A 21,848-nucleotide genomic window follows, 5' to 3' on the forward strand; every position below is an offset into this window, starting at 1 on the left:
TAGGCGGTTATGAGTATCACTGAGTGCAGTCCTTTACAATAGGGGCATGGCAAGACGTTAAGGAATCTTTATGTAATAAAAGATTATTGAACTATAAAGGCGCTGCAAATGTTTTTACGGGTCCCAAATAGCCTTGACACAAGACTCGGTATCTAATATTAACAATCCCTCACATATGCCGGGATGGCGGAATTGGTAGACGCAGCGGACTCAAAATCCGCCGGCGGCAACGCCTTGCGAGTTCGAGTCTCGCTCCCGGTACCACTTGAAATTAAAGGGTTTTTCGCAGCAAGCGAAAGACCCTTTTTTCATGCCTAAAATTGCTCTCCCCATACTCTTCCCCATAAAATCAAAAAAAGTGAAAAAAGTTTGATTAAGCTCAAATTTTACCTTTTTTTGCTCCCCATGCCGACGTGTGGGGAGAGTTCAGTTAATCAATAAGCGATTTGTAAAAAAAATATAGCTCGGTTAAGGGAGGATAAAAATCTTTGAATAGCATGGAGTTTGAGAATGAAAGAAACACAAGAAGATAAGTCTGTTGAAGTTCTTTCAGATCTGAGTGGTTCTGAAAATGGAAAAACACAACCTAAGGGCGAAAGCCCAGAACGTGAGAACCTTATTCAGCCTCTGTTTCAGGAAATGCCTCTTCAGGATCGTCTGATAAAGGTGGCTGTATTGTTTTTCAGCATGTTTGGTCCTGCACTCATTTCGAAATATGCCCCTAGAGATCCAGACGGTTCGATTTTGACCTATATGTTTGTTCTGGCCTTTGTTTTTGGCGTGACGACTTATGTTTTTTACTTTGCGATTTCATTCATAATAGAGAACATGAGCTTGTTTCATAAAAAAGAAGTAAAGAGAAGAATTTCTGCCGCAACTCTGAGGCAACGATGGGACAGAGAGTCCGGTGCAGATTTTATTAATGCCGTGCTCGAAACAAGATTGAATGTATATTTGTTGTTTGAGAATAACTTGGCAAAGTTTGAAAAAATATTATTTTTCCATTCTTCATTTTTTAGCAGGAAGGTAAGAGCAATCAGGCTGTTTGATGAAAGGTGCTTCTTCGATCTTGATGAGGTTGAGAGGGTGGAAAAGAGGTATTCTAGGTTCTCAGCTGAAAATATACGTATTGCTGCGATGGAAAATTCAGAAATCAAGAAGATGAAAGTAAGACTTGCTAAATATCGCACTCAGAAGGCTCGTGTTGCCAAGTCTGATAAGAAGTTAGATGCGGCTCGTAAGGAAATATATTTCTTTGCTAATATGATGCTTGAAATGGTGCAAGATCCATCTCCCAAAAAAGAATTTTCACACAAAGAATTTAAAGCAATTGCAGATAAGGTTGTAAATAATGATTACATCCAAAATTTGAAGCTGTGCCGTCCAGCAAATACGGTTATAGAGGAGTTTCGTGAAAACCTTCCAATCGAATTTCGGATCGAAGGTAATAGTTCAAAATAAAAACCTAGGGACAAAATGGACAAAATGGACAAAACTGAGGATTTGTCCATTTTGTCCATTTTGTCCCGCGTTCTCCAATTGTTTTTCTTTTACACATCCGTTTTAGAATGGCTTGAATATATTTTACTCTCCCCTGTTCTGTCAGAAAAGTTTGAAGTTTTTTGCTTCGGTCTTCTAAGCAAGGCCTATTTTGCTAATGGACTAAAATATAGCATGTTTTTGCCTCCAAGTTCTGTAAGCCCACGACAGAACTTGAAGGGGGCGGCACAGAAGTTCCACCCTTTCATATGGTTTTACTGGCCGATTAAACGTGATTGTCTTGCATCGAACAAAAAATACCTCCAACCAACAAGGAGAAAACGATGCAAGGACTATTAAGCACGAAAGAAGCTGCTGAAAGATTGGGACTCAGCCCCGGAACTCTTGAAGTATGGCGTTGTCTTGGAAAAGGGCCGCGTTACATTAAAATCGGTAGGCGTGTCGGCTACGATCCAAAGGATCTGGACGCTTATGTGGAATCCTGCAAGGTCATTCCTCTTGAAGAACTGGCTGACTTGTCGAGGCACAGATGAACGAGTCCGGTCACGACATTCTCTCTCTGTTCGGGAACAAGGCCCCTGTTCCATTGGGGCCCAAGGACCCGCCCTCGCTTGCCTCAATCTCACTTCCTTCAATTCTGGCCGACTACAGCCATGAACTCAGCGAGTCTTTGCAGGTTCCGTATGAGATGGTTCTCTGCAATCTCTTTGGAGTCCTATCAACCGTAGCGCAGCGTAGGTTCCAGATACAGGTAAAGGACGGCTATCACGAGTCCTTGAATCTATACCTTGAAGTAATGGGATGGACCCGCCCGTACATAAACTCTTTGGCTTTTTCACAGCGGTAAGCATAAACTGCCACTAAGCTTGTACGTAACGTTCAAACTCAAACGTAAGGAACGGGTCCAATGAAAAATATTAGTACCATCGGCATTGATTTGGCAAAAAATGTTTTTCAACTTCATGGAGTAGATTCTGCGGGAAAGGTTGTTTTGAAAAAAAGGCTTACTCGGCGAAATATTCTACCATATTTCGCGAATTTAAAACCTTGTCTAATTGGCATTGAAGCTTGTTGTGGATCTCATTTTTGGGCTCGTGAATTAGAACAACTCGGACATGATGTTCATCAAATGCCACCGCAGTATGTAAAGGCCTACGTCAAGACAAACAAAAACGACGCAAATGATGCTGAAGCCGTTTGTGAAGCTGTATCTAGACCCAACATGAGATTTGTCCCGACAAAAAGCAAAGAACAACTGAGTCTTCAAGCTTTGCATCGCATAAGAGAACGGTTGGTCAGAAACAGGACAAGTTTATGCAACCAGATCAGAGGACTTCTGCTGGAATCTGGAATTTCTGTTTCTCAAGGCATATCCAAAATACGCAATATGCTACCGATTCTTTTTGAAGACTTGTCTAACCAGTTAACAATAATTGAAAGAAATTATCTTTCTGACCTTTACACTGAGTTAGTCGATTTGGATGGCAAAATTATCAACATTGAAAAACAACTTCAGAATTTATCCAGACTGTCTACTGAATGCCAAAAATTACAGAACATTCCAGGCATTGGTCTATTGACAGCAACAGCTTTAGTTTCTGCTATCGGCGATGTGCATACTTTCAAAAATGGAAGACAGTTTGCCGCATGGATCGGTTTAACACCACGCCAACATTCTTCTGGAGGAAAAGATAGATTGATGGGTATCAGTAAACGAGGCAACAGCTATCTTAGAAAATTACTAATTCATGGGGCCAGAAGCGTTGTTTATCGATGTAGGAATAAGGATGATCAGCGCAGTAAATGGCTTGCAGCGGTTGAGAATAGGCGAGGAACAATGAAAGCAACTGTAGCTCAAGCAAATAAAACCGCACGTATTATCTAGGCTGTGCTAAAGAAAAATGAAGTATATTGTCAGGTTGCATAGTTTACTAAGAATTCTCCTAAAAGATGCACAAGAAATATTTGAGGGCAAACAGGTCAGACCGGCTTTTGAAAAACCTGATATAGGGCAAGGCCTACATGGCCGATGAAGTGATAAGGATCGAAAGCGCGGATTCCCATCAAGGCCAGAGAAGTGGATCTATTTAACTGGACCACTCAGCGGCGTTTTTAAGGTGGACAGTTTAACAAGTTATGCCGCCTTGCGAGTGTCCAGATGGGGTACTCCATCTGGGGCGTTGCCCTTTTGATATATCTCCATTGGCTTCTTGCCGTCAAAAGCAAAATGCGGACGATGGTTGTTGTAGAAGTCAAACCACCTTGCCAAAGATTGTCGCAACTCGCTTCCAGACAAGAATTCACGTAGATAGACGCATTCATATTTTACTGAACGCCATAAGCGTTCGATCATCACGTTATCCATCCAGCGTCCACGGCCATCCATGGAGATTTGGACTCCTGTATCTCGCAGTGTTTTAGTGAATTCGTAGCTGGTAAACTGACTCCCTTGATCAGTGTTGAAGATTTCGGGGACACCGTATCTGTTCATTGCATCCTCAAGAGCGGCGACGCAGAAATCCGCATCCATGGTGTTGGATATTCGCCAAGACAAAACAGACCGGCTATGCCAATCCATGATTGCAACAAGATACAGGAAGCCTTTTTTCATCGGAATATAGGTTATATCAGAGCACCAAACATGATTTGGTCTGGAAATTTCTAAATTACGCAGCAAGTACGGATAAATCTTGTGCTCAGGATGTTTCTGACTGGTTCTGGGCTTCTGAAAAACAGCCATTAATCCCATCCGGCGCATAAGTCTTTTTACCCGGCCTCTTCCGACTTGATGTCCTTCATCTCGAAGCATATTGCGCATCTGCCGAGTCCCAAGAAATGGATAGTCCATAAACAACTCGTCAATCCGTTTCATCAGTGACAGGTTATATTCGGATTCTCCGATGGGCTGGTAGTAATATGTTGAGCGTTGCAAACCAAGAATGTTGCACTGTCGCCGAATGCTGAGACACGGATGCCCTTTGTCGACGACTTCACGCCTTCGTTCTGTGCTCAAATTTTTACGAAGGCTTGCTGCAAAAAATCTTTTTCGACCGTCAATTGCCCGATTTTGGCGTGCAATTCCTTTATCTGTTCAGCATTATCTTGTTGGACTGTATTTTTTTTGCCGGAAAACATGTCGACAAGCCCTTCCTTGGCCTGCTTCTTCCATTTCGAAATCTGGTTGGCATGAACGCCATACTTGGTGGACAATTCGGTAAGGGTATATTCACCAGACAAAGCGTCAAGTGCTACACGAGCTTTGAACTCTGCGGAAAAGGTTCTTTTCTTCTTGGACATGAAACAGCCTCCTTGGGCTCTTATATGTCCACCTTAAAACGTGGTCCAGTTTTGTGGACCCACTTCTCAGAGCAGAAAAATGCTTATAAATAGGCCGGATATATGACTGCATCTGACTTTTGATTTGTCTAAAAGTATTACTTGCCATCTGGGCGGGTCCATATATGCTCTATAGATGACGGACAGTCTCCGAGAGGTTAAGGTCAGCTCATGGAGACGCACTCATGAGTAACCGAAAGTATTCAGATGAATTTAAGAAGTCTGCCGCTAAGCTTGTTACTGAGCTTGGCTATTCATATAACGAAGCTGCGGAACAGCTTGGATGTAGCTCCTGGTCAATTCGACAATGGGCTAAAAAATATGGCAAAATTAAAGATGTTCCACCGGGATTCGAGCATATTTCTGCAGCGGATGAGATGAAAAAGATTCGTGAAGAAAACGCCAGACTTCGCATGGAGAATGAAATCTTAAAAAAGGCAGCGGCGTACTTTGCCAAGGAGTCCCTATAAAGTACGCTTGGATCTCAAAACAAGAGGGGCTCTATCCAGTCATTTTGTTGTGCCGAGTTTTGTCCGTTAGTAGAAGTGGTTACTATGACTGGCAAAAAAGGCTGCCAAGTGAGCAGCAGAAACGGCGGGAAACGATTCGCCAAGCTGCCAGCGATTCTTACCAAGGTAGTGGCGGAGTTTATGGATACCGAAAAGTACATGAGGACGTAATCGAAGCAGTCGGTTTCTATTGCTGCCCGGAAACCGTAAGGCGCGTCCTCGCTGCTGAAGGGATGAAGTCTCAAACAGTGCGCAAACATCGTTACCCGAAAACGAAACGGGATGATTCTTTTGCACCGAACCTGTTGTCGCGGGACTTCACAGCCAGTGCTCCAAATCAGAAATGGGTATCGGACATTACGTACATCCCCACAGGTGAGGGGTGGTTATATCTGGCAATCGTGCAGGATATCTTTTCGAGAAAGATAGTCGACTGGTCCATGTCCAACCGAGTTGACGCAGACCTGGCGTGTAACGCACTGGACATGGCAATCAACAACCGCAGTCCTACGGGAGAGGTGCTATTTCACTCAGACCGAGGGAGTCAGTATACCAGTTCCTCCTTTTCATCGGCTCTTCACAGGCACGGCTGTGTAACCAGTATGAGTCGTCGAGGAAACTGTTGGGACAATGCTGTAGCAGAGAACTTTTTTAGCAAGCTGAAGAGAGAGCGGGTAAACCGCACAATCTATAAAACTCGGGAACAGGCAAGGCAGGATATCTTCATCTACCTTGAAATTTTCTACAATAGGAAGCGCAGACATGCCGGGATCGGCTATGTCTCGCCCGAACGATATGAACAGGAATTTTACCGTAAACCAAAACTAGCTGCTTAACCTAAAATGGACTGTCCGTTTTTTGTGTAGCATTTCACCTGCTTTCTCCGCTTCCACCCGGAGAGCGAAAAAGTGCGGTGACGCATGCCGCACGCAAACCTCTGAGCAACTGGGAAAATGAGCAGGAACAGCTCGTTGGACCTCTGGCTCAGGAAGCGCGTTCAAAACGGTTGACCCTTGAACGGGCCATCGAGCACCGGCGCAACTTGGCGGCAAAAGCAAAGAACTCTCAGAGTCGGGATTCCATCATTAGAGAAATCCGGGAACTCGAAGATGAAATGCCGGAGCTGATCACTGTCCCGCGTCTGCTTGCTGACGACATTACCCCCGAATGTCTGGCTATGCTCATGGAGCAGCAGAATGAATGCATGTCCATCATAGAAGCAGAGGGTGGCCTCTTTGATACCTTTGCAGGGCGTTACAGTCGTATGCCCAACCTCGATCTGATACTGAAGGCGTTCAGTGGTGAGCCGTGCCGAGTGGATCGTAAACACGGGCAGTATATCGGCCTGAAACATCCGCTGCTGACTATCTGCGTTACCACCCAGCCGGATGTACTGCGTGCAATGGCTGGTAATCCTGAGTTCCGTGGGCGCGGTTTTCTGGCGCGCTTCCTCTACTTTTTTGGACAAAGCAGGCTTGGTTTCCGGGTCGCGGAGCCTCCGCAAGTTTCATTGCGGGTGGAACGTGCTTTCCTTGAGCGGGTTGAACACCTGCTTTCCCTTAAAAGCAATTCCGAAATGAATGCAAAGAGTCAGTCCCTGCTGCTTAGTGCCGGGGCATATGAGTCGTGGAAAAACTTCTTTCTGCTCATAGAGGCTGAACTGCGCCCCGGTAACAGCCTGGAGAATATGACCGACTGGGCGGGGAAGGTTCCGGGGCAGGTTGCCCGATTGGCCGGTCTGCTGCATCTGGCTTCCGCGCATCAGATTGAGTCAAAGGTGGAGGCATCCATCATGATGGCAGCTACTGAGCTTGGAAAGAAGCTCGTTCATCATGCCCGGTATGCATTTCATGATATGGGGTGCGATGAGTTGACTTCCTGCGCTCAGGCTGCGCTGAAATGGATTGCCGATAGGAGGATTGAGTCCTTCTCGGTCCGTGAATGTCAGCGTGCGATTCGTGGCCGGTTCCCGAAAAAGAAACAGATTGAGCAGGGCATAACCATGCTTGAGGAGTATGGATACCTCGTCGCTGTTCCGGTTCTGTCTTACGGTCCGGGCCGTCCGTCTGGGCCCTGCTATCGGGTTCATCCGGCAGTTCATGTGCGTGGACTGACTCCAAAAGATGATTCTAGCCAGCCTACCCACTGTGACACTGTCCGCTACGCGACAGATGTCCCCGTGGGGGCTGGCGAGGGAGGCAAGCCTCCCTTCGAACCCTCCGTTTACGCCAGTGAAATGGAGGTCGTATGAGTTCGGCCCGTACTGAATGGTTGAATGTCCGGGTTACACCGGAGGAGAAAAAGAGCGTTACTGAAGAAGCAGCAGCCAACGGAATGACCAATGGGGACTTTATTCGGCTGCTCTTGGGTAAAAGGCGGGTTCGTAAAAGCAGACGTGAAAGGGAGAAGATGCTTCACCTTGCCCGGATCGGGAACAACATCAACCAGCTCGCCCGCTGGGCAAATACATATAAAAGTAATGCCGATTCCGTCCTCATACTTGCCGAATTGGTCGCAATTGAGAGGGAGCTGAAATGTATATGAAGGTGTTCCCTCATGGTCGGGGAAATGGAGCTAAGGCCATCGGCTATGTGATTGACCCCCGTCGTGACGGGCGCAAAGAATCTCCGCCAGTCGTGCTGCGTGGAGATCCTGAAACCGTGCAACGGGTAATCGGTTCAACTTCCCGTAAATGGAAATTTACGTCAGGGGTTCTCTCATGGGCTCCGCAGGACAAGGTTTCACCACAACTCGAAAAAGAGGTCATGGATGATTTTGAGAGGGTGGCCTTCTCAGGAATGGAGCCGGATCAATATTCAATCCTGTGGGTAAGGCACAGCCATGCCGGTCATCATGAAATGCATTTCATAATTGCGCGTACTGAATTGCGGAGCGACAGGGCCATGAATCCCTGTCCGCCGAACTGGCAGAAGCAATATGACGTCTGGCGTGACCTCTGGAATGAACGCATGGAGTGGGCAAGACCGGATGAACTGAAACGGTCCCGGCTATTGCAACCGGGCAAAGACATTCATTCACCTAAAGGAAAGCAACTGCACGACTTTAGGAAAACCGTAACGGACTATCTCGCTCAAGGCATTGCCGGGGGCCTGCACAAGGATCGTTCGGATCTGGTCAAGGCCTTGGAGGACGTGGGGCTTTCCGTGGTCCGGCGGGGTAAGGATTACATTACCTTGGAGTTGCCAGCAGATAAAAAACGAGTCCGACTGAAGGGAGGAATATATGAATCATCTTGGAGATCTGACCGGGAAATTGAGAGAGCGGATGCACGCACAGTCTCAGGAAGTGGAGCAGGTCGTCGGCAGCGCATTGAAAGACTTGAGCGGGAACTTGCTGAAATATGCCGAAAACGAGCTGAATTCCATCACAGCAGATATGGACGCCCACATCCAGAATCTCAGGATGAAACAGGCCGGAATTTCGGCCAGCTATTGGAAACAAAACATGTTAGCGAATCTCATGTCCGCACTGTTTCTGGTCATAATGTCAGTCTGCATAACCGCATACTTCGGTTGGAGGATTCAAAGCCAGAACGAAAAGCTGATCCAGCTTACGAGCAGAGTCGACAACCTGAAAAAGCAGGAGGCCGCACTCAAGGATTGGGGCATAACCATGCATCAGAACGGGCAGCAGAAATATCTGGTATTTCCCAAGGGATTGAAGCTGGAAATCGCGCAGACAAACAACGGCCTGCCAGCCGTTTTGCTAAAGAGGTAAGTCATGAACGAGTTATCGAAGAGCTTATCGGAGGCCCTAGCCGGAATGGAGAAGGAGCAGGACCGACGCTTGAAAGAGCAGGATCAGAAAATCGCCGAGCAGGGGTGCAGGATCTCGGAGCTGGAAAAGGAGGTTCGGGGCTGCCGGGACTTGCAGAGCGAATTGGAGGGTGTTTTGAGGGAATTGGGACGGTTGTGCGGGGGGTGAGGAGGAGTGTGCGACTTAAGTTGTCTCGATAGTTATTTGGTCCTTTAGGTGTTCACCTGACATGTTCTTTGGAATAAGTCTCCATGTCAGGTGAACATCGTAACTACCTGCGTAGTTTGTTGCGTAGAGCGAAGACGAAGAGGGCTGCTTGGAGGGTTATAAAGAGTTGCCACACTGCTTCACAAGGTTGACTGTCTTTAAGTGGATGCAGGAGAGGAATGTAGTTTTCCCAATTAAAATTCATGCACGGTTCGCTTACTTTTATTGCTTGGGAAAGTAAGTACGGGCAAACAATTAATGATAGTAATATTGAAAAAGCTCTCAGTGGTCTTTCGCCGTATCCACTAATATAATAATATATGTTTAAATATAATGCTGTGAACCATTCTATTTTAAGTATGTTTCTTTCTGCTTTTTTTCTTGCTACTTTACCTGCTGCTAATAGCTTGTGTGTAAGAAAAATAGCTATTAAACTGGATAGGCCAATCATGGTATATGGAGCTGTTGATGATATTAGGGTGATTATAAATATCGCAAGAGTTGCTATTGTAGCAATGTTACCAGCTGTTGAGTTTCTAAGTTGTAGTGGTTCATACTTGATCTGACAGTCCGCCTTTTTGATGGGACCGAAATTGTCAGTTTAGTTTAAACTTTGGACCTTGTCGTTCCAGAGTGCTTTCCCATCCAGCATAGTTGCCAGTGGTGTTCGGCCGCAACACATTTTTCCCTGATGAGATCGTTGCGTGTTGTATTCATCAATCCAGATATCAAGATCTGTCTGCAATTCTTCTAGTGAAGTATAGATCTTACGTCTGAATGTGACCCTGTAGAATTCATCCAGAATCGTTTTGTGGAAGCGTTCGCAAATCCCGTTTGTTTGCGGATGACGTGCTTTAGTCTTTGTGTGCTCGATGCCGCAAATGCCAAGAAAGAGCTCGTAATCGTGTTTCTCAACGCATCCGCAATACTCAGTTCCTCTGTCGGTCAGCATGCGTAGAATGCCCATTTCCTGCTCTGCGAAGAAAGGAAGAACCTTGTCGTTGAGCATATCGGCTGCAGTGATCGGTGTTTTGGTTGTGTAGAGCTTTGCGGCTGCCCACTTGGAATAGGTGTCCACAAAAGTCTGCTGGTAGATCCGCCCAACTCCTTTGATTGTGCCGACATAGAAAGTGTCCTGACTACCCAGATAGCCAGGGTGTGCTGTTTCGATTTCACCGCAGGCCAGATCATCATCCTTTTTCTTCTCAAGGGCCTGAACCTGCGCCTCGGTGAGTACGACTCCTTGCTCTGCTGAAATCTTCTCCAGCGCAGTCAACCGAAGCTTGAAATTATGGAGATTGTGCCGGAGCCAAATGGACCTAACACCTGAAGGCGAAACAAAAACGCCCAACTTTCTTAACTCATTACTGGTTCTTGTTTGTCCATGAGCAGGGAAGTCCGTTGCGTAAACCACAACAGCGTCTTCGATTGCCTGATCTACCCGATTCTTCAGGTTCGGTTTACGACGAGACTTATCAAAAAGTGCTTCGACTCCGCCTTCTTCCTTGGCTGAATGATACCGATAAAAGGTATCCCGAGAAAAGCCCATCAGCTTGCAAGCTCTGGAAACATTACCGAGTTCTTCCGCTAGATTCAGCAGACCTATCTTGTGTTTTATGATGTTTTGATTGAAACTGGACATGTGGTTCTCCTTGGGCATGGTGCCCTGTTTTGATGGTGATTCAGCAATTCCATCAAAAAGGAGAACCTCTTCTGTTTCAAGAGGAAATGTCAGATCAAGTCGGAACTAATACATCTAAGTGCTAAATTAAACTGTTTTTTCTGCATTTCTTTTTCTCTAAAATGCCAGTGTGATGTCTGCATTTCGTCTGCTCTATCTCGTGCTTTAACTTTCAAACGACGATATATAGTTTCTAGTGTTGCGTCATTGATGCCAACAATGTTTTGATATGTGTCATCATAGATAGGGGCGTATTTAGTTTTGCCCCATTTGCAATCAATAAAATCAAAATGATCTATGTTGGTGTTTGCAAGGGATAAGTGTTCAATATCTGATCTTTCAATTAATATTTTTTCTTTACATATCGATCCCGCGAATGATGTTTTCTTGTAGAAAATAGAATCCCTAAAATACACCCAGTTATCGAATAATGATTGTAAGAAATATGTTTCTGAGCAAAAATCGCAATTTTCGAAATTGATATAGTCGTTAAATATAACTTTGTCGAAAATTGTTTCTTCTATGAAAATAGTATTATTGAAATATACAGGACCATTGAACCTTGTGTTCTCGAAGGATGATTTTAAGAATGTAGAATTATTGAAATTAACTGATTTTGTGAGGATTGCATTATTCATTTCTAGTTCATTAAAGCAACATGAATACATATCAACGTCTGCTTCAAATAAACTGTCATCCCAAAATGAGTACCCCATAAATTTGCTGTTTAGAAAAGTTGCTTTTTTTGAGGCGACTATTCCAGCCCAGAATGAATCTCCTCTAAATAAGCAGTGCTTAAAATTTATTTCTTTTTTAAATTCTGCATCAAAAAACGTAGCTGATTTATTGAACATCGAATTTGAAAAGCTGCTCTCTTCTTGAAAAATGCAATTAGAAAAATCGATACGGTCCTTAAAAGAACAAAAAATGAATATGACTGTTTTAAATAGCGTATCTGTTGATATAAGTTCTTGGTTGAAATTACTTTTAGTGAAGTCTACCGTGTCTTCAAATTTCGAATTAGAAAGAGAAAGATCTCCATTGAATTCACAACGCATGAAGCCTACAAGGCTTCGAAAAGAGGAATTATTAAATACGGCATGGTCGTTAAATTTAGAGTTTGAAAAGTCAATTTTAGAGAACAATTCAACCTCTTGAAAATATATGTCTGCTTCAAATTTGGAATTTATAAGGCTGCAGATTTGCTTGAATATTGTTTTAAAAAAAATGGCACTATCTTTAAATGTGCAGTTGTCAAATATAATTGAATTTTCGAAAGTTGAGTCACTAAAATCAACAGTGCCGCAAAATAATGAATTTTCAAAGTTTACTTCTGGAATAAAAAAATCATTCTCTGAAGAGTAAGGCATGAGTGAATCTGTTAAGCTATTTTGGCTAGGGTGAGTGAAATGCTACACAAAAAACGGACAGTCCATTTTAGGTTAAGCAGCTAGTTTTGGTTTACGGTAAAATTCCTGTTCATATCGTTCGGGCGAGACATAGCCGATCCCGGCATGTCTGCGCTTCCTATTGTAGAAAATTTCAAGGTAGATGAAGATATCCTGCCTTGCCTGTTCCCGAGTTTTATAGATTGTGCGGTTTACCCGCTCTCTCTTCAGCTTGCTAAAAAAGTTCTCTGCTACAGCATTGTCCCAACAGTTTCCTCGACGACTCATACTGGTTACACAGCCGTGCCTGTGAAGAGCCGATGAAAAGGAGGAACTGGTATACTGACTCCCTCGGTCTGAGTGAAATAGCACCTCTCCCGTAGGACTGCGGTTGTTGATTGCCATGTCCAGTGCGTTACACGCCAGGTCTGCGTCAACTCGGTTGGACATGGACCAGTCGACTATCTTTCTCGAAAAGATATCCTGCACGATTGCCAGATATAACCACCCCTCACCTGTGGGGATGTACGTAATGTCCGATACCCATTTCTGATTTGGAGCACTGGCTGTGAAGTCCCGCGACAACAGGTTCGGTGCAAAAGAATCATCCCGTTTCGTTTTCGGGTAACGATGTTTGCGCACTGTTTGAGACTTCATCCCTTCAGCAGCGAGGACGCGCCTTACGGTTTCCGGGCAGCAATAGAAACCGACTGCTTCGATTACGTCCTCATGTACTTTTCGGTATCCATAAACTCCGCCACTACCTTGGTAAGAATCGCTGGCAGCTTGGCGAATCGTTTCCCGCCGTTTCTGCTGCTCACTTGGCAGCCTTTTTTGCCAGTCATAGTAACCACTTCTACTAACGGACAAAACTCGGCACAACAAAATGACTGGATAGAGCCCCTCTTGTTTTGAGATCCAAGCGTACTTTATAGGGACTCCTTGGCAAAGTACGCCGCTGCCTTTTTTAAGATTTCATTCTCCATGCGAAGTCTGGCGTTTTCTTCACGAATCTTTTTCATCTCATCCGCTGCAGAAATATGCTCGAATCCCGGTGGAACATCTTTAATTTTGCCATATTTTTTAGCCCATTGTCGAATTGACCAGGAGCTACATCCAAGCTGTTCCGCAGCTTCGTTATATGAATAGCCAAGCTCAGTAACAAGCTTAGCGGCAGACTTCTTAAATTCATCTGAATACTTTCGGTTACTCATGAGTGCGTCTCCATGAGCTGACCTTAACCTCTCGGAGACTGTCCGTCATCTATAGAGCATATATGGACCCGCCCAGATGGCAAGTAATACTTTTAGACAAATCAAAAGTCAGATGCAGTCATATATCCGGCCTATTTATAAGCATTTTTCTGCTCTGGCCTTGATGGGAATCCGCGCTTTCGATCCTTATCACTTCATCGGCCATGTAGGCCTTGCCCTATATCAGGTTTTTCAAAAGCCGGTCTGACCTGTTTGCCCTCAAATATTTCTTGTGCATCTTTTAGGAGAATTCTTAGTAAACTATGCAACCTGACAATATACTTCATTTTTCTTTAGCACAGCCTAGATAATACGTGCGGTTTTATTTGCTTGAGCTACAGTTGCTTTCATTGTTCCTCGCCTATTCTCAACCGCTGCAAGCCATTTACTGCGCTGATCATCCTTATTCCTACATCGATAAACAACGCTTCTGGCCCCATGAATTAGTAATTTTCTAAGATAGCTGTTGCCTCGTTTACTGATACCCATCAATCTATCTTTTCCTCCAGAAGAATGTTGGCGTGGTGTTAAACCGATCCATGCGGCAAACTGTCTTCCATTTTTGAAAGTATGCACATCGCCGATAGCAGAAACTAAAGCTGTTGCTGTCAATAGACCAATGCCTGGAATGTTCTGTAATTTTTGGCATTCAGTAGACAGTCTGGATAAATTCTGAAGTTGTTTTTCAATGTTGATAATTTTGCCATCCAAATCGACTAACTCAGTGTAAAGGTCAGAAAGATAATTTCTTTCAATTATTGTTAACTGGTTAGACAAGTCTTCAAAAAGAATCGGTAGCATATTGCGTATTTTGGATATGCCTTGAGAAACAGAAATTCCAGATTCCAGCAGAAGTCCTCTGATCTGGTTGCATAAACTTGTCCTGTTTCTGACCAACCGTTCTCTTATGCGATGCAAAGCTTGAAGACTCAGTTGTTCTTTGCTTTTTGTCGGGACAAATCTCATGTTGGGTCTAGATACAGCTTCACAAACGGCTTCAGCATCATTTGCGTCGTTTTTGTTTGTCTTGACGTAGGCCTTTACATACTGCGGTGGCATTTGATGAACATCATGTCCGAGTTGTTCTAATTCACGAGCCCAAAAATGAGATCCACAACAAGCTTCAATGCCAATTAGACAAGGTTTTAAATTCGCGAAATATGGTAGAATATTTCGCCGAGTAAGCCTTTTTTTCAAAACAACCTTTCCCGCAGAATCTACTCCATGAAGTTGAAAAACATTTTTTGCCAAATCAATGCCGATGGTACTAATATTTTTCATTGGACCCGTTCCTTACGTTTGAGTTTGAACGTTACGTACAAGCTTAGTGGCAGTTTATGCTTACCGCTGTGAAAAAGCCAAAGAGTTTATGTACGGGCGGGTCCATCCCATTACTTCAAAGTACGCAAGGTTGTACGAGTACAATCTTTTAAAAAACAAAAAGGCCGCCTCCCATAACCGGAAGACAGCCTCTTAAGTACTTACGCAATTAGTGTAGATTACATGCCGGACATAGCCTTAACTTCATTAAGGGATTTATCCATCTTCTCAAGTCCGCTGTCCATCAGCTCAAATCCTTTGGAGTCTCCCTTTTTAACCATGCCCATTCCTTTCATCATTTCCATCATGCCCATGTTGGCATGGCCCATCGAATCTTTGACCATTGAATGATGCGCGCTGCCTTCGGCTCCCTTTTCAATCATTTTCATACCGTCATGCATGGGCATCATTTCCTTGTTCATAAGGCTCATACCCTCGCTCATTGTTGCGGGATCGTGCATGAGTTCTGCGCCATGTTTCATATGGGCTATTCCTTTTTCCATCATGGCAATTCCGTCATGCATGGAGCCTTTCATTTTTCCCGAGCCATGCCCCGAATGATCCATGTCCATGGCAAAAACTGCCGTAGACATTACGAGAATAAGGGTCATAATAGCACTGATGTTAATAAATTTCTTCACGTTACAACTCCTCTGGCGTATTGTTGATTTCTTTTTTTATGACCACAATGGTCAGATCATCTTCCTGTTTGGTCTTTCCGGTAAAATCCTGCACAGCAGCAAATATACCGGATGCAATGGACTTTGCTGAAGAATCCTTTTGCTGATTAATCGTATCCCACAGCCTTTGCCTGCCGAAAAACTCTCCCTCAGCATTGGACGCTTCCCATATTCCGTCTGTTCCTAAAATCAGGATTTGTCCGTCCTCAAGCCCGGCACAACTGCTTTCAGAATATTCTGCATCTTCAAAAGCCCCGAGAACAATTCCCTCTCCGGAAATACGCTCGAATTCTTTCGAGTCAGGGGTAAATATCAAGGCAGGCTCATGTCCGGCGCGTACACAGCGCAGTTCGTTCTTCGCAGGATCAAGTTCAACCATCAACATGGTCATGAATTGGCCGGTTTCATATGTATCCTGTGCTACAAGACGGTTTACATCGGTCACAATTTCTCCAAGCCTTCCCCCGCTCAGTGTTCGGGCTCGCAGATAACCACGGACCGATCCCATAAGCATGGCGGCCGGAACTCCGTGCCCGCTGACATCTCCGATTGCAAACCTGACAGTCTCTCCATCCTGATCTGGACGGATATAGTCGAAATAATCTCCACCAAGTTCGTCGCAATACCTGCTTTCTCCATAAACATCGTATCCCTTAACCAAAGGCGGAGTTTTAGGCAGCAGATTGGCCTGGACCTCCATGGCTACATCAAGGGCACTTTTTATCTCAATATGCTCTCTAAGGGCGGGAGCCATTGTGTTGAAATCCCGGGCCAGTTCTCCTATCTCATCAGAACTGCCGATCTCAACTCTGGCAGAAAAGTCTCCGGACGCAATCCGTTTAACCCCTCTGGCAAGAATCATAATATTCTTCGTAAATCTTCTGGAAAGCATAAAAGCGAGTATAAATACGAGAGAAACCACCACAATCAGCACAAGTACTGTGTGAAGATATTGTTCCTCAATGGCCAGTTGGACAAAGGATCGTGCTCTTTCTGCCGGTGCAACGACATCGTCATGGGGCAGGACCAGCACAAGGGATACACCCCGTTCGTCAGGAGCGGAAAAAGCCCAGATGCTGTCTCGGCCATTATACGGCATGCTCAACACACCGGACTTTTTGCTCTCAAGAAATTTGCGGAAACGGGAGAAAAGAGTCGCGTCTGTTGATGACAGCAGCATACGGGAAGAAGGAGGTTTCCACATATGCATCATTTCATTGTTGCCAGTTTCGGTTGAGGATACTTCTTCTGCCACGACTTCAACGCATTTTGTCCCGTTGCTGCCGGAATCAAGGCGTACCAGCATGGAATGAATGCTGGGGGAAAAAACGTCCAGATGATTGTAACCGTGGAGCAATGTATCAAGAGGAACGTCAATTGACACAGTTCCCACTGGCCGTCCTTTAGTGAATATTCCCAGCGAAGCAGTCAGCACGGTTCTACCGGTCAACAGGTCTTTACGGGGGAGTGACCACTCTAGAACAGATTTCGTATTTATTACTTGCTCTGCCTCATGCATTCTTGCTCCCATACCTCCAATGGCAGGATATGTTATACTCTCTCCGGAAATGAATTTAGCTCTTATCCACAGGACCAGCTCTGAATTCTTAAATTTAACGGCTTTGAATAGAGGGAGCAGGGCTTCGGGGGAGTTTTTCGCAAGAAGAGCCTCATTGCTACTTTGTCCATTCGAATATTGTACTGAATTAAAATCAAATACTGCCACGTTATTCATCATGCCGCGGTCATGCTGTGCATACTTTTTTGCACGCCTTTCAACTTCATTATGGCCCGGTTCGTTGCCTACATAGACCTCGGGAAGGGAAAAATTATTTCCATCTGCGAGAAGAGTTGAGAACTCTGCTGATATCTGTTGCAGGGTCAGTTCAACAATTCTGCGTTGCTTGGAAAGAACTCGGGCGTGGTCCTCAACCAGCCTTTTAAGCTCAACGCTGCTTTTATTTACAAGTTCTTTACGCACCTCTTCTCCAATTTCTCCGGACAACGAACGCAAAGATTCCAACACCCCGGCCTGTACCAGAATAAGGGGAACTATTGAGACTGAGAGTAGTAAGATCAGTAATTTGAAACGTATCTTCATCAATATGCCTCTCGTTGCTCGGAAGCTTGAATTCAGGTTCATTTTTTTGGTTATACCATACACCTTTTACGTAATTACTCCCAGCAGCGTCGCCGAAAATTCATAATGTGTTCCAGTTGAGTCATTACAATATAAAACAGGATGTTATGCTCTATTTGCGTAATTGAAAGCTCTATAGCTGGTGATGACTGTGAAAGAAATTGCACTTCATGGGCATGAAGAGCTGTAGAAAAGATTGTCATACTAATTTGGTCTGAAATAATGAGGAGTTGATCCCTACAGATGTGCAAAATATGTGCAGTATGGATGGGCAATTATCTGAATTTATTAGTCTTGCACAGCAAATAATTGCACAAATAAATTAAAGCGCAGGTGCCGGTCCTAGAACAGCTGAATTATATTGATTCTTGTAGTATGTTGTACCTTAGCTTCGCTGGTATGGAATAATATTTGCTCATTGCAGACTGCATAAATTAAGGCTTCGCAACAGGAGATCTTCATGGCCAATCCGTTTTTCAAAAACAGCATCCTGAGCGCATTTTTAGTCTCATGCATTGTCATGCTGCCATGCCTTGGTTCCGCTGAGACTCTGAATTCCACCGGTGAGCAGGAAATCAGCACTGTACACAGTGAAATAGAGGAGCTGACAGGTTATCTCGTTGAGGCCGCACGCAACAACGATGAGCTCTATTCCGCATTTTATGAATGGAAGGCTGCGTTGCAACGGGAAGCCAGTGTTTCCAGTCTGCCTGATCCCCGGTTCAGCTTTGCATGGTTCATCCAGCCGGTTGAGACCCGCACAGGGCCGCAGGAATTTAAATACGGACTCAGTCAGACCCTGCCTTGGTTCGGCAAACTGGGGCTTAAAGGCGAACAGGCCCTGCGTGAAGCCGACATCCGCAAAGCCCGTTTCGACAACCTGAAGCTGAAGATCTTCACCGAAGTCAAGAAGACATACTACGATTACGCATACCTTGCCCAGGCCATCCGCATAACTGCTGAGAACATCGAGCTGATGAAGTATCTCGAGAGCGTTGCCCGTTCCCGGTATTCCACAGGAGCAGGGACTTACGACGGGGTCATCAAGACTCAGGTGGAACTTGGTAAACTGGAAGAAAGACTGCGTTCTCTGGAAGAACGCAAGGGGCCGACCGTTGCAAGGCTCCTTGCCGCCATGAACATCGCCGATACCCAGACTCTCCCCCTGCCCAAGGCCATACCGATGATGAAAATCGAAATGACTCCTGATGAGCTTAAGGATGAATTCAAAGCCGGAAACCCCAGACTCAAAGAGCTGGCGCACACCGTTGACCGGGAAAAGCTTTCCGTCGAACTTGCCCACAAGGATTATTATCCGGATTTCTCCTTCGGTGTTGAATATATTCAGACCGGGCAAGCCCGGACTCCGAACGTGACCAATGCGGACAAGGACCCGATTATCACGGCCATGTCCGTAAATCTGCCCATCTGGTACGATAAACAGGAGGCTCAGGTTAACGAGGCCGAAAACAGGGTGAAATCGGCTTCCCGCAAGAGAGCCGGGCTTGAACGGAATCTGACTGCAGAACTGGACCTTGAAATTTACAGGTACGAAGATGCCATTCGCAAGGTCAGCCTCTATCGGGACAGCCTGACCCCCAAGGCCGAGCAGTCGCTCGGCGTGTCTATTGAAGCTTTCCAGTCCGGTACGGCCTCCTCCAGTGACCTCATTGATGCCGAGCGGACCCTGATCGAATTTCAGCTTGCCTACTTTCAGGCCCTTGCGGAACAGGCCAAACGAGTCGCCACAATCGAATATCTGGTGGGCCGTGAAATTCCATGCTCCATTCATGGACAGACTCTGCCTGAGTCCAAAAAACTCATCCCTGCAAATTAAACAACCGGACAGATTATGAGCAGATTCACAGACATTAAAAAAAATATTGTCCCGATTCTTGTTGCTGCCATCGCGGCTTTCTGTGCCGGATATTATTTCTCCGGTTCAGGTGAGCAGATTGCGGGCAAAGATGTTGTTGCCGAGCATCAGGATCACGATCTTGACGCATCTGCAAGTGAATCCGGTAAAATTGTCTGGACCTGCTCCATGCATCCCCAGATTCAGCTGCCCGAACCCGGCAAATGCCCGATCTGTTTCATGGATCTTATTCCCTTGGAAAAGGGCGGTAAGTCTGGGGAAGAGTCCGTCAGCCTGCGTCAGATCAATCTGACCGCCTCTGCCCGCAAGCTGGCCGGAATTGCGACTACCCCGGTGGAGAGGCGCAGTTTGAGCGTGGAAACGCGCATGCTGGGTAAGGTTGATTATGATGAAACCCGCATGGGCACCATTACCGCATGGACCGGTGGGCGCATCGACAAGCTGTACATAGACTATACCGGAAGCTCTGTGCGCAAGGGGCAGGCCATGGCTTCAATCTACAGTCCCGAACTGCTGACCGCTCAGGCGGAGTTGATTCAGGCCGTAAAAGCGGAAGCGGCCCTTAAGGACAGCTCCCTTCAGGTTATCAAGGATACAGCAGCCCGCACGGAACAGGCCGCACGGGAAAAGCTGCGTCTGCTGGGTCTTTCCAAAAATCAGATTGCGGACATCATCAAGCGCGGAAAAGCCGCCGAGCACATCACACTTTATTCGCCCATGAGCGGCATTGTCATCAAGAAGGACGTGGTGGAAGGTGTTTACGTGAAAACAGGGACGCCTATCTACACTATAGCGGATCTTTCGCGGGTCTGGGTGATGCTTGAGGCGTATGAGTCAGACTTGCCCTGGATCAAAATGGGCACAAAAGTGAATTTTACAACCGAGGCTTATCCCGGCAGGGATTTTGAAGGCAATGTTGTCTATATTGACCCGGTTGTGAATGAGAAGACCCGCACTGTCCGGGTCAGGCTGGACGTACCGAATGAAGGTTTGAAGCTCAAACCGGGCATGTTCGTCCGGGCGGTGAATGCGGGTGAGAAGCAGGCCGGATCGGAACTGGTTATCCCGGCTTCGGCCCCCCTGATTACCGGCAAGCGGGCTGTTGTGTATATCGCAGTACCCGGAAAGGAGGGTGTATATGAAGGGCGCGAAATTGTGCTCGGACCCAAAGCTGGAGACTTTTACGTTGTTAAATACGGCCTTAAGGAAGGTGAAGAGGTCGTAACCAAGGGGAATTTCAAGATCGACAGTGCCATCCAGATCATCGCCAAGCCCAGCATGATGAATCCTGAAAGCGGCGTTAAAACCGTTGTACATGACCACGCTGGCGGTTCTGACGATATGCCTGGTATGGCTGAGTCCAAACGTGCGGAACACGATCTGCCGCCCATCTTTGCCTCAAAACTTGTCTTTCTCAAAAAAGACTTCGACTTCCTTCTGGAGTCCACTGGCACCGGAGATATAGAGAACAGCCGTAAACTGTTTTCCGCTTTCTTTGAAAGCCTGAGCCGTGTTGACGGATCAGGACTCAAGGGAGACGCCTCCCTCACATGGAAGGAGTTGTCCATGCTGCTCAGAAATGATGCCGTACTTGGCAGTGGGGTTAAGGATAAGCACCGGCTGAAATCAGTAGCCAAAGAAACCTCCGACCACTTTATGCGACTGGATAAGGCTTTTGGAATTTCAGCAATTGCCGCTGATGCCGCAAATACGGCCGAAGCACCGGAAGCATTCAAGATTCAGCTTGGCAAAGTTTATATGGCCTATTCCGCCTTTACCGAGGCTCTTGCCACCGACAACTTGCTGAATGCCCAGAAGCAGGCCGCTCTTATGGCTGAAGAACTGAAAAAAATAGATCATACCTCCATGTCCGGCGAGGCTCATAAAATATGGATGGATGCCTTGAAGGATATCAATGACGGTATTTCCGCCATCCGGGATGCAAAGGATATAATTGAAGTGCGTGCCGGTCTTGAGCCTCTGTCATACGGAATGATCGACGCGGTGGAAAAGCTCGGCATCAGTTCTGAAAAGCCTATTTATGAACTTTTCTGCCCCATGGCTTTCGATTTTAAAGGAGCCCCATGGCTGCAGTCGGATGAAAACATACGTAACCCGTACTTCGGAGAGGCAATGCAGCAGTGCGGCGAAGTCGAACGCCAGCTCAAGGCCGGGGAATAA

Annotated in this window: 21 protein-coding genes, 1 tRNA gene and 1 pseudogene; 14 read left to right on the forward strand and 9 right to left on the reverse strand. The window is 45.8% G+C overall.

Going from position 1 to position 21,848, the window contains the following annotated elements:
• Positions 1–177 precede the first annotated feature (177 nt).
• The 5 genes from N7E73_RS11115 to N7E73_RS11135 all read left to right on the forward strand — a co-directional run bounded on the left by N7E73_RS11115 (position 178) and on the right by N7E73_RS11135 (position 3,385).
• Positions 178–264 (forward strand) — tRNA-Leu (locus N7E73_RS11115).
• Positions 265–510: 246 nt separating this feature from the next.
• Positions 511–1,461, forward strand: a complete 951-nt coding sequence (locus N7E73_RS11120) for a hypothetical protein (RefSeq protein WP_432734822.1) — start codon at positions 511–513, stop codon at positions 1,459–1,461.
• 362 nt (positions 1,462–1,823) lie between these two features.
• On the forward strand, positions 1,824–2,033 hold the full coding sequence (locus N7E73_RS11125; RefSeq protein ID WP_432734823.1) for a helix-turn-helix transcriptional regulator: 210 nt from the start codon (positions 1,824–1,826) through the stop codon (positions 2,031–2,033).
• Positions 2,030–2,347 carry a hypothetical protein gene (locus tag N7E73_RS11130; protein WP_432734824.1) on the forward strand — a complete coding sequence of 106 codons (318 nt, stop codon included), beginning with the start codon at positions 2,030–2,032 and terminating at the stop codon, positions 2,345–2,347. The genes N7E73_RS11125 and N7E73_RS11130 overlap by 4 nt, the downstream gene beginning before the upstream one ends.
• A gap of 60 nt (positions 2,348–2,407) precedes the next feature.
• A complete protein-coding gene (locus N7E73_RS11135) occupies positions 2,408–3,385 on the forward strand; it encodes an IS110 family transposase (protein ID WP_432734825.1) in 978 nt (325 codons plus the stop codon).
• A gap of 249 nt (positions 3,386–3,634) precedes the next feature.
• On the opposite strand, the gene N7E73_RS11140 is transcribed toward N7E73_RS11135, so the two are convergent.
• Positions 3,635–4,797 (reverse strand): IS3 family transposase gene (locus tag N7E73_RS11140; RefSeq protein ID WP_432734827.1). Its coding sequence is split into 2 segments (ribosomal slippage): positions 3,635–4,519 and positions 4,522–4,797, totalling 1,161 coding nucleotides; the frame shifts between segments, so codons are not numbered across the junction.
• Between the two features lie 224 nt (positions 4,798–5,021).
• Between N7E73_RS11140 and N7E73_RS11145 the strand changes: the two genes are divergently transcribed.
• From N7E73_RS11145 to N7E73_RS11165, 5 genes and pseudogenes are all read left to right on the forward strand, one after another.
• Positions 5,022–5,306 carry a transposase gene (locus N7E73_RS11145; RefSeq protein WP_432734481.1) on the forward strand — a complete coding sequence of 95 codons (285 nt, stop codon included), beginning with the start codon at positions 5,022–5,024 and terminating at the stop codon, positions 5,304–5,306.
• Positions 5,307–5,317: 11 nt separating this feature from the next.
• A complete protein-coding gene (locus N7E73_RS11150) occupies positions 5,318–6,181 on the forward strand; it encodes an IS3 family transposase (protein WP_432738863.1) in 864 nt (287 codons plus the stop codon).
• 38 nt (positions 6,182–6,219) lie between these two features.
• Positions 6,220–7,596: a YfjI family protein gene (locus N7E73_RS11155; RefSeq protein WP_432738864.1), complete on the forward strand. Its 1,377-nt coding sequence runs from the start codon at positions 6,220–6,222 to the stop codon at positions 7,594–7,596.
• Positions 7,593–7,889 carry a plasmid mobilization protein gene (locus N7E73_RS11160; RefSeq protein ID WP_432734828.1) on the forward strand — a complete coding sequence of 99 codons (297 nt, stop codon included), beginning with the start codon at positions 7,593–7,595 and terminating at the stop codon, positions 7,887–7,889. The genes N7E73_RS11155 and N7E73_RS11160 overlap by 4 nt, the downstream gene beginning before the upstream one ends.
• Positions 7,886–8,239: pseudogene (locus N7E73_RS11165) on the forward strand (relaxase/mobilization nuclease domain-containing protein); the annotation flags it as partial. The gene N7E73_RS11160 and the pseudogene N7E73_RS11165, both read left to right, overlap by 4 nt.
• On the opposite strand, the gene N7E73_RS11170 reads toward N7E73_RS11165, so the two are convergent.
• Complete coding sequence (locus tag N7E73_RS11170; protein WP_432738890.1) at positions 8,197–8,376, reverse strand: hypothetical protein; 180 nt, start codon at positions 8,374–8,376, stop codon at positions 8,197–8,199. The pseudogene N7E73_RS11165 and the gene N7E73_RS11170 sit on opposite strands and share 43 nt — an antisense overlap.
• 212 nt (positions 8,377–8,588) lie before the next feature.
• Here N7E73_RS11170 and N7E73_RS11175 point away from each other — a divergent pair, with 212 nt between their 5' ends.
• Both N7E73_RS11175 and N7E73_RS11180 read left to right on the forward strand, forming a co-directional pair.
• Positions 8,589–9,083 carry a hypothetical protein gene (locus N7E73_RS11175; RefSeq protein WP_432738891.1) on the forward strand — a complete coding sequence of 165 codons (495 nt, stop codon included), beginning with the start codon at positions 8,589–8,591 and terminating at the stop codon, positions 9,081–9,083.
• A 3-nt stretch (positions 9,084–9,086) separates the two neighbouring features.
• On the forward strand, positions 9,087–9,290 hold the full coding sequence (locus N7E73_RS11180; RefSeq protein WP_432738892.1) for a hypothetical protein: 204 nt from the start codon (positions 9,087–9,089) through the stop codon (positions 9,288–9,290).
• A gap of 640 nt (positions 9,291–9,930) precedes the next feature.
• Here the strand turns inward: N7E73_RS11180 and N7E73_RS11185 are convergent.
• From N7E73_RS11185 to N7E73_RS11215, 7 genes are all read right to left on the reverse strand, one after another.
• Complete coding sequence (locus N7E73_RS11185; protein WP_432734829.1) at positions 9,931–10,971, reverse strand: IS481 family transposase; 1,041 nt, start codon at positions 10,969–10,971, stop codon at positions 9,931–9,933.
• Positions 10,972–11,060: 89 nt separating this feature from the next.
• Positions 11,061–12,380: a pentapeptide repeat-containing protein gene (locus N7E73_RS11190; protein WP_432734830.1), complete on the reverse strand. Its 1,320-nt coding sequence runs from the start codon at positions 12,378–12,380 to the stop codon at positions 11,061–11,063.
• Positions 12,381–12,452: 72 nt separating this feature from the next.
• Entirely contained in the window at positions 12,453–13,331 is an 879-nt protein-coding gene (locus N7E73_RS11195) for an IS3 family transposase (RefSeq protein WP_432738856.1), read from the reverse strand.
• Complete coding sequence (locus N7E73_RS11200; protein ID WP_432734481.1) at positions 13,328–13,612, reverse strand: transposase; 285 nt, start codon at positions 13,610–13,612, stop codon at positions 13,328–13,330. Before N7E73_RS11200 ends, N7E73_RS11195 begins: the two co-directional genes overlap by 4 nt.
• A gap of 342 nt (positions 13,613–13,954) precedes the next feature.
• Positions 13,955–14,932, reverse strand: a complete 978-nt coding sequence (locus N7E73_RS11205; RefSeq protein ID WP_432734825.1) for an IS110 family transposase — start codon at positions 14,930–14,932, stop codon at positions 13,955–13,957.
• A 218-nt stretch (positions 14,933–15,150) separates the two neighbouring features.
• Positions 15,151–15,612: a hypothetical protein gene (locus N7E73_RS11210; RefSeq protein WP_432734831.1), complete on the reverse strand. Its 462-nt coding sequence runs from the start codon at positions 15,610–15,612 to the stop codon at positions 15,151–15,153.
• Position 15,613: 1 nt separating this feature from the next.
• The gene (locus tag N7E73_RS11215; RefSeq protein WP_432734832.1) at positions 15,614–17,752 is read right to left on the reverse strand and encodes a PP2C family protein-serine/threonine phosphatase; all 2,139 of its coding nucleotides are present in this window, start codon (positions 17,750–17,752) and stop codon (positions 15,614–15,616) included.
• A gap of 499 nt (positions 17,753–18,251) precedes the next feature.
• Between N7E73_RS11215 and N7E73_RS11220 the strand changes: the two genes are divergently transcribed.
• Positions 18,252–19,628, forward strand: a complete 1,377-nt coding sequence (locus tag N7E73_RS11220) for a TolC family protein (RefSeq protein ID WP_432734833.1) — start codon at positions 18,252–18,254, stop codon at positions 19,626–19,628.
• A gap of 15 nt (positions 19,629–19,643) precedes the next feature.
• Complete coding sequence (locus tag N7E73_RS11225) at positions 19,644–21,848, forward strand: efflux RND transporter periplasmic adaptor subunit (protein ID WP_432734834.1); 2,205 nt, start codon at positions 19,644–19,646, stop codon at positions 21,846–21,848.

Source organism: Maridesulfovibrio sp. FT414 (assembly GCF_050916235.1).
Taxonomy (GTDB): Bacteria; Desulfobacterota; Desulfovibrionia; order Desulfovibrionales; family Desulfovibrionaceae; genus Maridesulfovibrio.

Excerpts from the sequence above, each read along its gene's own strand:
- N7E73_RS11120 (WP_432734822.1), top strand. The coding sequence starts at position 511 with ATGAAAGAAACACAAGAAGATAAGTCTGTTGAAGTTCTTTCAGATCTG.
- N7E73_RS11125 (WP_432734823.1), top strand. The coding sequence starts at position 1,824 with ATGCAAGGACTATTAAGCACGAAAGAAGCTGCTGAAAGATTGGGACTC.
- N7E73_RS11130 (WP_432734824.1), top strand. The coding sequence starts at position 2,030 with ATGAACGAGTCCGGTCACGACATTCTCTCTCTGTTCGGGAACAAGGCC.
- N7E73_RS11135 (WP_432734825.1), top strand. The coding sequence starts at position 2,408 with ATGAAAAATATTAGTACCATCGGCATTGATTTGGCAAAAAATGTTTTT.
- N7E73_RS11145 (WP_432734481.1), top strand. The coding sequence starts at position 5,022 with ATGAGTAACCGAAAGTATTCAGATGAATTTAAGAAGTCTGCCGCTAAG.
- N7E73_RS11160 (WP_432734828.1), top strand. The coding sequence starts at position 7,593 with ATGAGTTCGGCCCGTACTGAATGGTTGAATGTCCGGGTTACACCGGAG.
- N7E73_RS11170 (WP_432738890.1), bottom strand. The coding sequence starts at position 8,376 with ATGTCTTTGCCCGGTTGCAATAGCCGGGACCGTTTCAGTTCATCCGGT.
- N7E73_RS11175 (WP_432738891.1), top strand. The coding sequence starts at position 8,589 with ATGAATCATCTTGGAGATCTGACCGGGAAATTGAGAGAGCGGATGCAC.
- N7E73_RS11180 (WP_432738892.1), top strand. The coding sequence starts at position 9,087 with ATGAACGAGTTATCGAAGAGCTTATCGGAGGCCCTAGCCGGAATGGAG.
- N7E73_RS11185 (WP_432734829.1), bottom strand. The coding sequence starts at position 10,971 with ATGTCCAGTTTCAATCAAAACATCATAAAACACAAGATAGGTCTGCTG.
- N7E73_RS11190 (WP_432734830.1), bottom strand. The coding sequence starts at position 12,380 with ATGCCTTACTCTTCAGAGAATGATTTTTTTATTCCAGAAGTAAACTTT.
- N7E73_RS11200 (WP_432734481.1), bottom strand. The coding sequence starts at position 13,612 with ATGAGTAACCGAAAGTATTCAGATGAATTTAAGAAGTCTGCCGCTAAG.
- N7E73_RS11205 (WP_432734825.1), bottom strand. The coding sequence starts at position 14,932 with ATGAAAAATATTAGTACCATCGGCATTGATTTGGCAAAAAATGTTTTT.
- N7E73_RS11215 (WP_432734832.1), bottom strand. The coding sequence starts at position 17,752 with ATGAAGATACGTTTCAAATTACTGATCTTACTACTCTCAGTCTCAATA.
- N7E73_RS11220 (WP_432734833.1), top strand. The coding sequence starts at position 18,252 with ATGGCCAATCCGTTTTTCAAAAACAGCATCCTGAGCGCATTTTTAGTC.
- N7E73_RS11225 (WP_432734834.1), top strand. The coding sequence starts at position 19,644 with ATGAGCAGATTCACAGACATTAAAAAAAATATTGTCCCGATTCTTGTT.